The sequence below is a fragment of the Sediminicola sp. 1XM1-17 genome, assembly GCF_037203765.1.
Lineage (GTDB): Bacteria > Bacteroidota > Bacteroidia > Flavobacteriales > Flavobacteriaceae > Sediminicola.
Genome location: NZ_JBBCAS010000003.1, coordinates 242,936 through 256,156 on the forward strand (window position 1 = coordinate 242,936; position 13,221 = coordinate 256,156).

Here is a 13,221-nt window from a genome sequence, read left to right on the forward strand (position 1 = left end):
TGCTCATTTGATCCCCGGTTGATGAGTCACAGATTATCGGGATTAATTAGCTGACTGACGAATAAGAAATGAATAATTAGTCACATTACCACCCCTTATTTATATTTAGGAAATCATAGAATACTCCTAACATGCTCGATAAAGTAGTAATAAACTTCACGCCTACGGGCATGATTCCTACCAAAAAAATGACCCCTCATGTACCGGTAAGTGTATCTGAGATTATTGAAGATGTACATCAGGCCACAGAGTTGGGCATCACCTTGGTGCACTTGCATGCCAGGGACGCCCAAACTGGGGAGCCAACACATAAAAAGGAGGTATATGGGGAAATTATTGAGGGAATTCGTAAATATGCGCCTCAACTGGTCATATGCGTTTCATTGAGTGGTAGAAATGTCAGTGAATTGGAGTTGAGGGCAGATCCATTGAATTTAGAGGGTAATCTTAAACCAGACATGGGAAGCTTGACACTGAGTTCTTTGAATTTTAACAATTCTGCAAGTCAAAATTCCCCTAAAATGGTTCAGGACCTTGCGGCACTCATGAAAGAGAAAGGTATTGTACCAGAACTGGAAGCGTTCGACAACGGCATGGTCAACTATTCAAAGTATTTGATCAAGAAAAATTTGATTGCCCCACCGTATTATTTCAACCTATTGTTGGGAAATATAGCAGGCTCCCAAGCCAACTTGTTGCATACCGGAATGATGATCAATGACCTACCGGAAAATTCCGTTTGGAGTCTGGCCGGATTAGGAGGTGACCAATTAAAAATGAACTCGCTTTCCATCGCTATTGGAGGAGGGGTAAGGGTAGGATTGGAGGACAATATTTGGTACGACACGGAGAAAACCCAATTGGCCTCCAATATGGAACTGCTCAAGCGAATACATCAACTTGCACAAGCAAATGATCGGGAAATAATGTCTCCACAGGAATTTAGGGAACTGATGAATCTAGAGCCTGGGAACGGAAAATACGGGCGGGACCTTTAAGAAGATATAACTATGGATATTGTTAAGAGCAGTACTATTTCAACCCCAAGAAGATTCTGGAATGTAATAAGAAATGGGTTGTTCTTTCATGGGTTAAGAAATCGATTGGCTCGAATAGGAATAAATATCATGCCATATTATTGGGTAAAAGAGGAGGTTCATAAATGTGAAGAGCCCTCAATAAAAGGAGATGTTTCGGAATATAAACTTAGACACCTGAGCCTTGAAGAACTCATACTTATCTGCAAGGATATTGACAATTTTATTCTTGACGACCTGATCAAGGATTTTGAAAACTGTGATATATGCCTAGGTTTGGAAAAAAATAGGGAAATTGCGGCATACACCTGTATAGGACTCAACAGTTTTGTATTTAATCACAAAAAAATCGAAATAAAAGAAAATGAGGCCTATCTGTTTAATATGTGGACTTTTCATAATTTTAGGGGAAGAAACTTGGCCCCTTTTCTGAGATACAAAAGTTATGAGATGTTGAATGGGATGGGCAGGGATACGAAATATAGTATTACTGAATATTTCAATAAATCCTCCATTAAGTTTAAAAAGAAACTAAACTCCGAACATCAGAGACTTTATATCTATTTTGAATTATTCGGTAGGATCAAAAAACATTACCTGATCAGAACCTACAATTAGGAAATTGAACGGTAGATATTTTGCCCCGTTTCTGCCTGCCTATAGTCACTAATTGAGGATATTGATTTTAATTTTTTTTAGGGTTGCAAAGTAATGTATGGCCCTAGGTAGGATTTTAGCCATATGCCTTGTAATAATTACCTGATTTTTATTAAAGTAATTAAACAAAAAGCTTACTTTGTTTAAATATTATACTATTCTATTGTAGCTCAACGTATATTATAATTTGATGTAATACCATTATTTGCTGATGTTCAAGAGGTTTTGACCATGGATTTCATTGATTCGATAGTTAAAAATTTTATATAAAATGTTTAAGTATTTATGATATGGACAACCAGAGATTGATTCATTTTTTTATCTTTAATATATAGTATAAAGGATGGGCGTTTTAAAGAGAAACAATGTCAATATTATCGGCCAAGGGACACAGGTACTAATGTTTGCCCATGGTTTTGGTTGTGACCAAAGTATGTGGCGTTTTGTCACACCAGCTTTTGAGAAGCAATACAAGATTGTTCTTTTTGATTATGTGGGTTGTGGAAAATCGGATATCAGCCAATATCGGGAAGACCGGTATGACTCTTTATATGGTTATGCCCTGGACGTTCTTGAAATTTGCCATGAATTGGAATTGAAGGATGTAATCCTAATTGGACATTCTGTTAGTTCCATGATCGGCATGTTGGCTTCCATTCAAGACCCTGATCTGTTCCGTGCCTTGATCCTGGTTTGTCCGTCTGCGTGCTATGTCAACAAGAATGGGTACTATGGTGGTTTCGAAGAAAAGGACCTTCATGGTTTAATGGAAGTAATGGAGAACAATTATGTGGGGTGGGCCAATTTCCTTGCCCCCGTAGTGATGAAAAACCAAGAAAGACCGGAATTAATCCAAGAACTGGAAGAAAGTTTCTGTTCCATGGATAAAGAGATTACAAGAAATTTTGCAAAAGTGACTTTTTTCTCTGATAACCGTGAAGATCTTTCGAAAGTGAAGGTCCCAAGCCTTATTCTTCAGTGTCAGGAAGATGATATTGCCTCGGAGCAAGTAGGCGAGTTTGTACACCATGCTTTAGAGCGTAGTGAAATATATTATATGAAAGCTACGGGCCACTGTCCACATATGAGCCATCCGCAGGAAACGATAGACAGTATGCAGCGGTATCTGTCAACAATTGATAAACCTTAATAATCTTATCCTTGAATAGCATTACATTGCATAAAGATCCCCCTTGTTACGTATTTGCTTTTTCAGTGGATGGGCCTATTTCCCACATCAATAATAGATTTCTTCAACAACTTGGGTATACCCATGCTGATGTCCTAGGTGAAATGCGCATGGAGGATCTCCTGACTGCGGGCAGTAAAATTTTTTATAAGACACATTTTCTCCCGATGTTGATGATGCAGGAACGTGTAGAGGAAATGTTCCTTACCTTCAAATCCAAATCGGGAGATGAGTTTCCTGTCCTGATGAACCTTGAACTAAACAATGAAGGAGAGGACCAGCAAATACAGGCGGTTGGATTGCATATTGCAAAACGCAATAAGTTTGAGAAGGGTATTATCGAAGCCAAGGAGGCTGCGGAGAAGGCTTTAATGGAAAATGAATTGTTATTAGAGATGCGCGCTCGATTGGAACGCAACCAGGAAAATTTGGAAAGACAGTTGCGAAATCTGAAACGTATCAATTTTGAACATTTGGAATTTAGCAAAGTTCTTTCCCATGATATGCAGGAGCCCTTGAGGAAAATAGTCCTTTTTGCAGGCCTTTTGGAAGCCAAATATCAAAATAATGAGCTCGATTCCCAATTAAATTCTTACCTCTGTAAATTATCTGACATTTCGGAAAAAGCCCGTAGTCTATTGATCAAGCTTCAGAATTTCCATTCCCTGGAGGACCGTATGAACAAAAATACCAAGGGTGATCTTGAAGTGATGATTGAAAACGCACTAGAGCGGATAAATAACAAAAAAATCAAACCCGATCTCAGTCGGTTGAAAGCAAAAGAAGTATACGGGGATATCCCCAGGCTCACCAGGGTCTTTAGGGAATTATTGGAAAACTCATATAAGTTCCGATGCTTGAACAGATTGTCATCCATCACAATATCTTCGGATCTGGTCAAGGAAAATTATTACTGGGCCGTTGAGAATGCTTATCGGTATACCGATTTTATTCAGATCCGTTTCCAAGACAATGGAATAGGATTCCCCCCTAATTCTGAAGATAAGATTTTTAGATTGTTGCAAAAATTTCATGCAAATAGCGGAACAGGCTTGGGACTGGCCTATTGCAAGAAGATTGTGGAACTGCACCATGGTAGGATAGTGATGAAACCTTGCCAAGGAGGTGGTACCTTATTCACCATCCTTTTGCCAACTTATGAAGAATGGTCCACGGAATAAATCTTTAAGAAAAGAAAGGCTGAAATTATGGTAAAGCCTGATTCGAAATATTAGGTATGATATTTTTATTTGAACTTTTTTAAAGGCTATATGTTCCCAGTGTTTTATCTTTATATACTAAATTAGACTATATCTTAAGAGTCTATTTAACTATAATAATTTATCAATGGCTGAATTTAGGATCTTACTGGCTGATGATGATGAGGACGATCGGTTGTTTTTTGAAGATGCTCTTGAAGATATAGGATATCCTACCTTACTGACACTTGCCAAAAATGGTGTTGAACTTATGGGGATATTAACCGGTGATGAAGAGTCCATGCCGGAAATTCTCTTCCTAGACTTAAATATGCCACTAAAAAATGGAGTGGAATGTTTGAGTGAGATCAGGGCTGACCGGTTTTTTGATAAACTGATCATAATAATTTATTCTACTTCCTTGAACAAGGATACGGTGGAGCTACTTTATAGGAATGGGGCCGATTATTACATTCAGAAACCATCGGACTACGAAGGTCTTAAAAAAGTAGTCAAAAAAGTGTTGGACCTAATCAAATTGGAATCCAAAAAACCAGACTCGATTAATAGTTTTATCATAACCCCCAAATAAAGTTCTATGTCCCAAACAACCAATACCCCTTATTTTTTAACTGGTGATGGTGAGATGGTTGGATTGACCAGATCTTTTGACTGGGAAAGTACGAAGCTTGGCCCCCCCGATCAATGGCCCAATGAGCTTAAGGTAACCTTGGACATTCTGTTCCATTCCAAATTCCCAATGTTCCTTTTCTGGGGTTCCGATTATGTTTGTTTCTATAATGATGCCTATCGTCCAAGCTTGGGTATCAGCGGAAAACACCCTTCAATCCTCGGTATGAAAGGGATAGTGGCTTGGGAAGAGATTTGGTCAGAGATAGAACCTTTGTTGAGTCAGGTTAGTAGCGGAAAGGGTACTGTCTATCGTGAAAATCAATTGATACCCTTTTATAGAAATGGGTTGATCGAAGATATTTATTGGACATTCAGTTATAGTCCTGTTCGTAATGAGCATGGTGATATAACAGGGGTCCTGACCGTCTGTAATGAGACAACAAAGTTGGTGCAGCGACAACAGAATCTTCGTAACAGTGAGCTGCGTTTCCGGAGTATGGCCGAAGATACGGACCTGTATATCGTTACAGGGGATGAAACCGGTAATGCTACTTATTTTAACCCGGCATGGACACGGCTTACCGGTGCTGAAATGGATCAACTTACCGGATTCGGATGGACAGGTTTTGTTCATCCGGAGGATTTGGACCATTTTTCAAAACTATACTTTGGCTCCTTGGAGAAAAGGGCCCCGTTTACGGGAGAGGTACGGGCAAGGGCCAAAGAAGGGAATTTTCGATGGCTATTGGCCAATGCCACCCCGCGATTTTATCCTGATGGCAGGTTTGCCGGTTATATTGGTATTTTTACAGATATCACCGAAAGAAAAAAAGTGGAACAAAGTGCAGAGCTGTTTAGGATCACTGCAGAAAATGCAATTGACCCTTTCATATTAATGCGCAGGGATAGTTCGTTTGAGTATCTCAATCCTGCAGCCTTGGAGAAATGGGGATATACAAAAGAAGAGGCCCAAACCTTAAAAGTACCAGATGTAGATACCATATTTGACCTCAAGAGGTTTGGCGAACTATTTGAGAAAGCCCAGCAATCTACCATTCCTCTAATTGAAACACAGCATAAGAACAAAAAAGGGGAAGTATACCCAGTGGAGGTAACTGTCAGTGGTATTACCCTTGGCGGAAAGGAATATATGCTTGCCATTGCCCGGGATATATCGGAACGTAAAAAGGCTGAAAACCTCATTAAGGAAAGTGAACTACGGTTCCGATTGCTCGCCGAACAATCACCTATTTGGGTCTGGCTGGCAGACCAAGATCTCAATGTGCAATACGTTAACCACCAAATGCTCCATTTCCTTGGTTTAAAGGATAAGAGTGAGTTTGTTGGCAAGGTTTGGGAAGAGGTCATGCATCCGGAAGATATCCCAAAGGTCTATCAGACTTTTGCGGAAGCACGTAAGTACCGGGAATCATTCTATTATGAACATAGGATAAAAGAAGCTGCAACCGGACAATACTATTGGTTCAAGGTTTGGGCTATGCCAAAATATGAAGAAGATAATTTGGTAGGCTTTATAGGAACTGCGGTAAACATTGATGAACAAAAGGCATTTACGCAGGAATTGGAGAAAAAGGTGGCAGCTCGTACCAAGGATCTTGCAAACTCCAATAAGGAGCTCGAAGAAATGAACAAGGAACTGGAGTCATTTGCCTATGTCTCTAGCCATGATCTTCAGGAGCCCCTTCGAAAAATACAGATCTTTAGTTCGCAGATACTGTCAAATGATTTCGATAATCTTAGCGAGAGAAGCAAGGACAAATTTAAGCGGATGCAGTTGGCCGCCCAGCGGATGCAATCTTTGATTAGAGACCTTTTGGCCTATTCGCGGACTAATTCAGGAGATCGGTCTTTTGAATTTACGAACCTGAACGAATTGGCCGGGAATGTAGTTGCAAGCTTACAGGAAGAACTGGAAGTTCGGGAAGCAGTAGTAAAGATCGGAGAGTTGCCATCTGCATCTGTAGTGCCCTTCCAGTTTGAACAATTGTTGTTTAACCTGATTTCCAATTCTCTAAAATTTGTAGAAAACAATACATTGCCAAAGATCCAAATACATGGTCAGATGTTGCCTGGAAGTGACATTAAGAACATTAAAATTGATAAGAAGAGGGACTATTGTTGTTTGGATGTTTCGGACAACGGGATAGGATTCGATCAAAAGTATGCAGACCGCATCTTCGAGGTTTTCCAACGTTTGCATCCAAAAGAAACGTACATGGGCACTGGAATAGGTTTGTCCATCGTTAAAAAAATTGTTGAAAATCACAATGGGGTAATTACGGTAACCAGTGCACAGGGAAAGGGAACCAATTTCCGAATTTGTATCCCAGTAGTACAGGAATAAACAGAACCGGTAAAAGCCTTATGGAAAATAGGAGCAATTGGTCCCTACTCGTTTGTGTTTTTTAGTTTCCGATAGAATAACTTCCAAAATTAGCTCTTAAAACACATTGCGAAGAGAATTTAGCTTTACAATACTACTACTACTACTACTACTACCTTTTGGTTTTATTTATATGCACATAACTGCTTCCAATGGAATTCTTATGGTGTATTTAAGTATGTTGAAACTGAGTGAAGTAGTTTGATATTTTTGTGTATTTCAAGATTAAACTGCAAAACTTATCTGTTCTTTTTGATCCTACAAATAATGCATTCTAACATGAAACCAACTGTTAAAGTTTATGTAATTTTTCCCTTGAATTAATTCACACTTCTTAAAAATTAATTCATTTACTTATCTTGTACCATAGGAGTCTGTGCATAAAACTAATTATTCATTAATCTCTAAAATCTGTTTATACCTGTTACATGCATGACCAAAATAACCAAAAAAACACGACATGAAAAGAAGAAATTTTGTGCAGCTGTCCGGACTGGGGGCAGGAGCACTTTTGGTTCCTAATTTAATGATGGGGAACAATATTCTTGCCGAGGCACTTTTAGAGCCAGGTATGGATACGATCGTAAAAAAGAGAATGGCTGATGTAGCCTTGAATACGGCGAGGTCTTTAGGTGCTACCTATGCCGATGCCAGAATTGGAAGATACCTTAACCAATATGTCTTTACACGCGAGGATAAGGTTCAAAATGTGGTGAATACAGAGTCTTTCGGAATTGGTATTAGGGTGATAACCAATGGTACCTGGGGGTTCGCATCAACCAACAACGTTACGGAAGACGGCATTAAAAAAGCTACGCAGCAAGCCGTTGCTATTGCAAAGGCCAATTCTAAATTCCAAAAAGAACCTGTAATACTTGCACCAGAAGCCGGGTATGGAGATGTTTCTTGGAAAACTCCCATAAAAAAAGATTTTAAAGAGGTTCCCATTTCCGAAAAAGTAGATCTTTTGCTTTCGGCAAATGCCGCCGCCCTGAACAATGGAGCCAACTTTGTAAATTCAGCACTATTTATGGTCAATGAACAGAAATATTTTGCTTCTACAGAAGGTTCATACATTGATCAGGATGTGCACAGAATATGGCCAACTTTTGGAGTTACGGCAGTGGATCAGGCCGCTGGAAAATTTAAGACAAGAGATGCACTAAGCAGTCCTATGGGTATGGGCTACGAATATATGGACGGTCTGGCATCAGAAAAACTGGTAGGGGGAGCAGGGTTAACGCTTTACCGCAATAGCTATGACATGATAGAAGATGCCACAGCTGCTGCAAAACAGGCGAAAGAAATGCTGACTGCAAAGTCTGTAGATCCAGGCAAATATGATTTGGTTTTGGAACCGAACCATTTGGGTCTTACCATTCATGAATCTGTTGGGCACCCCACAGAACTGGATCGTGTATTGGGTTATGAAGCTAATTATGCAGGTACGAGTTTCGCTACTATAGATAAATGGAAATCGGGCAATTTCAAGTACGGTAGCGATATTGTAAATATAGTAGCGGATAAAACCCAAGTGGGATCCCTAGGTGCCGTGGGATATGACGATGAAGGAGTTAAATGTAAAGAATGGGATATTATAAGAAACGGAGTATTGGTGAATTATCAGGCTACCCGGGATCAAGTAAAAATGATTGATCAGAATGAATCCCATGGTTGCTGCTATGCCCAAAGTTGGAACGACGTACAGTTTCAAAGAATGCCAAATATTTCACTCGAAGCTGGTAAAGAACCGTATTCGGTCAGTGAGATGATCAAAGATGTGGAGAAGGGAATTTATATTGCGGGCAGGGGTTCTTACTCCATTGATCAACAAAGGTATAATTTTCAATTTGGAGGTACGGTCTTCTATGAAATAAAGGAAGGTAAAATTGTAGGAATGTTGAACGATGTGGCCTATCAATCCAATACCCAGGAATTTTGGAATTCTTGTGCTAAGATTTGTGATAAGGATGATTACCGAATGTTCGGTTCATTCTTTGACGGAAAAGGTCAGCCCTCCCAAGTGAGTGCTGTCTCCCATGGCAGTTCAACCTCAAGGTTCAATAATATCAATGTCATTAATACAGGTAGAACCGTTTAATCTTAGTTTCACTATAATATTCAAGACAATGGCAATATATAAAGAAGAAGAAGCAAGAAAGATTATGGAAAAAGCGTTGAGCTTTTCCACGGCAGATGCTTGCACAATTAATTTACAGGGCAGTGAAAGCGGAAACATTAGGTATGCAAGAAATTCCGTTTCCACCTCAGGACATCGCTCCAATCAAACCTTGGTCGTTCAGTCTAATTTCGGCAAAAGGTCAGGTACGGCTAGCATCGATGAATTTGATGACGCCTCTTTACAAAGGGTTGTGGCCAGAGCCGAGGAGTTGGCAAAACTATCTCCAGAAAACCCGGAATTTATGGATCCTTTAGGGCCTCAAGTTTATGATAAGGCAATTAACTATGTTGAGGCAACCGCTAACATAACACCAGAATATAGAGCAAATGTGGCCAATAGCAGTATTGAGCCCGCTGTGGCAAGTGATGTTACTGCTGCTGGTTTTTTGGATGATTCTGCAGGGTTTTCGGCCATCCTAAATTCCAAAGGACTTTTCGCCTATAACAAGTCCACGAATATAGAGTTTACGGTTACCATGAGAACAAATGATGGTACCGGATCTGGGTGGGTGACCAGAGATTTTAATGATGTGGCCAAATTTGATGCTGCAGAGGCTTCTCGCGTGGCGATATCAAAATCGGTAATGTCCCGTGAAGCAAAGGCTATTGAACCTGGAAAATATACCGTCATATTAGAACCTTCGGCAGGCCTAGGATTGTTAAGTGGTTTAGGAAGATCGATTGACGCAAGGCAAGCCGATGAAGGGCGTAGTTTTATGTCCAAAGACGGTGGCACAAAAATGGGGGTTAAAATAGTAGACGAACGGGTAAACCTATGGTCAGACCCATTAAATCCAGAAGTTCCGGTAGCAACTTGGAATGGGGAAGGACAGCCTTTGAAGAAAACAGAGTGGATCAAAAATGGCGTAGTGAAGAATCTCGCTTACAGTCGTTTTTGGGCAGAAAAAAAGGGTGTTGAGCCAGTTCCCTATCCCAGTAACATAATTATGGGTGGTGGAGATGCTTCTTTGGAAGATCTCATCAAGAGTACCAAAAAAGGGATTTTAGTAACTCGCTTATGGTATATTCGATCCGTTGACCCTCAAACACTTCTCTATACAGGATTAACGCGTGATGGAACATTTTATATTGAGAATGGAGCCATTAAATATCCTGTAAAGAATTTCAGATTTAATGAAAGTCCAATCATCATGCTCAACAATCTAGAAACGCTTGGTAAGCAAGTTCGCGTTGAGGGTAATTTGATTCCCTATATGAAAATTAGAGATTTCACTTTTACCAGCTTATCTGATGCTGTTTAGGAGTATAGAATAGTTGTATAATAGGTTGTTTTGAGCATTTCAAAACAACCTTTTCTTATACTACACCGCCCTACATGGTAAAAATGTAGGTATAATGCATGTTTAAATATAGATAGTGGGAAACGCATTTTTTTTTACGAGATTACAGTATGAATCCGGGGATTGGGATGTAGATCAAAGAATGCCCTCCAATTTACTAAATTCACTGGTAGAGTATACTACCCTTGCTGTTGACACCAAAGAAAATATAATTTCTCTCGCAAGTGATGATATTTTCAAATGTCCCTTTTGCTATCTTTCTGGGCATAAATTGGTTCAGTTTACCAAAAAAGAAAAAGAGAATTTTAAAAAGTATATCAATAATGGTGGCTTTGTATTCGTAGATGATTGTAACCACGATATAGACGGACTTTTCGCAAAATCTTTTGAACGCCAGATGGATGAAATTTTTGGTATTGACACACTTAAAAAAATTCCTAATACCCACGAAATCTATAACATATTTTTTGAATTCGAGGATGGACCTCCAACCACTTCTCAGGAATTAAACGGGTGGGGAGATGATTTGGTTCACGAATATTTAAAGGCCATTGAAATAAATGGCAGAATTGGGGTACTCTACAGTAATAAAGATTATGGTTGTGAATGGGATTATGATTTTAGAAACAAACGCTGGTATAAAATAGATAATACTCGTTTTGGGGTAAATATAGTGATGTATGCACTTACGTCGTAAACAAGAAATTTGATGGAGAAGCATTTAGTAGAAATAAAAAATGAGTTGGAAGGATTGACCGCAAAACTTACAGAAGTAAAAAGGGAAATCGGTAAAATAATCATTGGTCAGGAAGAAACTGTTGAGCAATTATTGATCACTTTTTTAGCGGGAGGCCATGCGCTATTGGAAGGGGTCCCGGGTCTAGCCAAAACTTTGATGATCAAAACCTTATCACAGGCGATTGATTTAAAATTTAAACGTATTCAGTTCACTCCAGATCTCATGCCCTCGGATATCATCGGCACGGAAATTCTGGAAGAAGACCATACTACAGGAAGAAAAATATTTCAATTCAACAAAGGGCCAATCTTCGCCAATATTATTTTGGCGGACGAAATTAATAGAACTCCACCAAAAACACAGGCCGCATTATTGGAAGCCATGCAGGAATTTGAAGTTACCTACTCCGGAAAGACCTATGCCTTGGAAAGACCTTTTTTTATGCTTGCCACACAAAATCCGATTGAGCAGTCGGGCACCTTTCCTTTACCTGAAGCACAGCAAGACCGTTTTTTGCTTTACATTAAGATAGGATATCCCACAGCCTTGGAAGAAAAAGGTATTTTAAAAAGTACCACAGGAGTAAAAAAAGAGCATGTCAAGAAGGTAATTTCAGGGGCCGAAATTCAACGATTACAAGAGTTGGTACGCGAAGTTTATATCAGTGATGAGCTTATTGAATTTGTAAGTAGTATAGTGCGCGCTACCAGACCCGAAATAACAACCAATGCCTATGTAAAGGAATGGGTAAGTTGGGGTGCCGGGCCGCGTGCCGGGCAGGCTATGATCCTTACGGCAAAAGCAAGAGCATTGCAGTATGGACGTATGTCGGTAACTTTGGATGATTTAAAACAGGTGGCACTTCCCGTGTTAAGACATCGAATAATTATTAATTTCAGAGCAGAAGCGGAAGGAATAACCTCAGACCTGGTCACAGGTCATTTACTCACACATACTGAATTTCCTTCAAAAGTAGAGCGCTAAGTGGATCGAGACTACAGACAATTATTCCAGCCCCATATTATCAATAGTATCTCTGGACTTTCTCTGATTGCTAGGGTCATTGTTGATGGCTATCTAGCAGGTCTCAATAAGAGTCGTAGAGTAGGGGTGGGATTGGAATTCAGTCAATATAGAGGTTATGAACCTGGTGACGATTTACGCCTATTGGATTGGAAAATGTTAGCGCGTTCGGGCAGACATTATATCAAACAATCTGAAATAGATACCCATATATCTGTAAAATTTATTGTAGATACCAGTAAATCAATGGTGTATTCAGAGGGTGGAATATCAAAAATAGATTTTGTCAAAGTTATGGTAGCGTCTTTGGCACACTTGGCCCAAGAGCAAGGAGATGCCATCGGACTCTATGCCCTAAATAATAAGAATATTACAAGTCTTCAACCCATAGTTCAAAAACAGCAGTATAAACGATTTTTACACGAACTCATCCAAATAAAAGGTGAAGGGGAATGGCCATCAAATACTTATAATTTTGATAAACTTCATGATAAAAGCAGAAAAGAGTTGGTGTTTTTTATTACCGATATGTATGAATATGATGCAGAACTGACTACTGTAATCAAAAGCTTAAAAACCAAAAGAAACGAAGTTGTTGTTTTACAAATTCTGGGTAAAAATGAATTTCAGTTCAACTATAAAGGTCATGTGGTTTTTGAAGATTTGGAAACAGGAGCTAAGGTAAAAGTAGATGCCAAAGAGGCAAAAAGTAAATATTTGAGCGCACTTAATACGATGATGACTACCACTAAAGATATGTTATTGTCCAATAATATAGGATATCAACTATTTATGCTGGATGAGCCTTTGGGAGAGGCTTTACAGCTATTTTTAAAGCAACGAAGCCATTTAATGTAA

Annotated in this window: 11 protein-coding genes; all 11 read left to right on the top strand. The window is 39.3% G+C overall.

Going from position 1 to position 13,221, the window contains the following annotated elements; genetic code table 11:
* The first annotated feature begins 131 nt into the window (after window positions 1-131).
* The 11 genes from WAA86_RS06375 (at window position 132) to WAA86_RS06425 (ending at window position 13,221) form a co-directional block, all read left to right on the top strand.
* Window positions 132-998: a 3-keto-5-aminohexanoate cleavage protein gene (locus WAA86_RS06375; RefSeq protein ID WP_337300156.1), complete on the top strand. Its 867-nt coding sequence runs from the start codon at window positions 132-134 to the stop codon at window positions 996-998.
* Between the two features lie 129 nt (window positions 999-1,127).
* Window positions 1,128-1,655 carry a hypothetical protein gene (locus WAA86_RS06380; protein WP_337300157.1) on the top strand — a complete coding sequence of 176 codons (528 nt, stop codon included), beginning with the start codon at window positions 1,128-1,130 and terminating at the stop codon, window positions 1,653-1,655.
* Between the two features lie 382 nt (window positions 1,656-2,037).
* A complete protein-coding gene (locus WAA86_RS06385) occupies window positions 2,038-2,844 on the top strand; it encodes an alpha/beta fold hydrolase (RefSeq protein ID WP_337300158.1) in 807 nt (268 codons plus the stop codon).
* Between the two features lie 11 nt (window positions 2,845-2,855).
* Entirely contained in the window at window positions 2,856-4,064 is a 1,209-nt protein-coding gene (locus WAA86_RS06390) for a sensor histidine kinase (protein WP_337300159.1), read from the top strand.
* Window positions 4,065-4,230: 166 nt separating this feature from the next.
* A complete protein-coding gene (locus WAA86_RS06395; RefSeq protein ID WP_337300160.1) occupies window positions 4,231-4,674 on the top strand; it encodes a response regulator in 444 nt (147 codons plus the stop codon).
* A 6-nt stretch (window positions 4,675-4,680) separates the two neighbouring features.
* A complete protein-coding gene (locus WAA86_RS06400) occupies window positions 4,681-7,080 on the top strand; it encodes a PAS domain-containing sensor histidine kinase (RefSeq protein ID WP_337300161.1) in 2,400 nt (799 codons plus the stop codon).
* Window positions 7,081-7,579: 499 nt separating this feature from the next.
* Window positions 7,580-9,220, top strand: a complete 1,641-nt coding sequence (locus WAA86_RS06405; RefSeq protein ID WP_337300162.1) for a TldD/PmbA family protein — start codon at window positions 7,580-7,582, stop codon at window positions 9,218-9,220.
* Window positions 9,221-9,248: 28 nt separating this feature from the next.
* Window positions 9,249-10,562 (top strand): TldD/PmbA family protein, encoded by a 1,314-nt coding sequence (locus tag WAA86_RS06410; protein WP_337300163.1) that lies wholly within the window; start codon window positions 9,249-9,251, stop codon window positions 10,560-10,562.
* A gap of 115 nt (window positions 10,563-10,677) precedes the next feature.
* The gene (locus tag WAA86_RS06415) at window positions 10,678-11,298 is read left to right on the top strand and encodes a DUF4159 domain-containing protein (RefSeq protein ID WP_337300164.1); all 621 of its coding nucleotides are present in this window, start codon (window positions 10,678-10,680) and stop codon (window positions 11,296-11,298) included.
* 12 nt (window positions 11,299-11,310) lie between these two features.
* Complete coding sequence (locus tag WAA86_RS06420; RefSeq protein WP_337300165.1) at window positions 11,311-12,324, top strand: AAA family ATPase; 1,014 nt, start codon at window positions 11,311-11,313, stop codon at window positions 12,322-12,324.
* Window positions 12,325-13,221, top strand: coding sequence for a DUF58 domain-containing protein (locus WAA86_RS06425; protein WP_337300166.1), 897 nt, complete (start codon window positions 12,325-12,327; stop codon window positions 13,219-13,221).

Excerpts from the sequence above, each read along its gene's own strand:
- WAA86_RS06375 (WP_337300156.1), top strand. The coding sequence starts at position 132 with ATGCTCGATAAAGTAGTAATAAACTTCACGCCTACGGGCATGATTCCT.
- WAA86_RS06380 (WP_337300157.1), top strand. The coding sequence starts at position 1,128 with ATGCCATATTATTGGGTAAAAGAGGAGGTTCATAAATGTGAAGAGCCC.
- WAA86_RS06385 (WP_337300158.1), top strand. The coding sequence starts at position 2,038 with ATGGGCGTTTTAAAGAGAAACAATGTCAATATTATCGGCCAAGGGACA.
- WAA86_RS06395 (WP_337300160.1), top strand. The coding sequence starts at position 4,231 with ATGGCTGAATTTAGGATCTTACTGGCTGATGATGATGAGGACGATCGG.
- WAA86_RS06400 (WP_337300161.1), top strand. The coding sequence starts at position 4,681 with ATGTCCCAAACAACCAATACCCCTTATTTTTTAACTGGTGATGGTGAG.
- WAA86_RS06405 (WP_337300162.1), top strand. The coding sequence starts at position 7,580 with ATGAAAAGAAGAAATTTTGTGCAGCTGTCCGGACTGGGGGCAGGAGCA.
- WAA86_RS06410 (WP_337300163.1), top strand. The coding sequence starts at position 9,249 with ATGGCAATATATAAAGAAGAAGAAGCAAGAAAGATTATGGAAAAAGCG.
- WAA86_RS06420 (WP_337300165.1), top strand. The coding sequence starts at position 11,311 with ATGGAGAAGCATTTAGTAGAAATAAAAAATGAGTTGGAAGGATTGACC.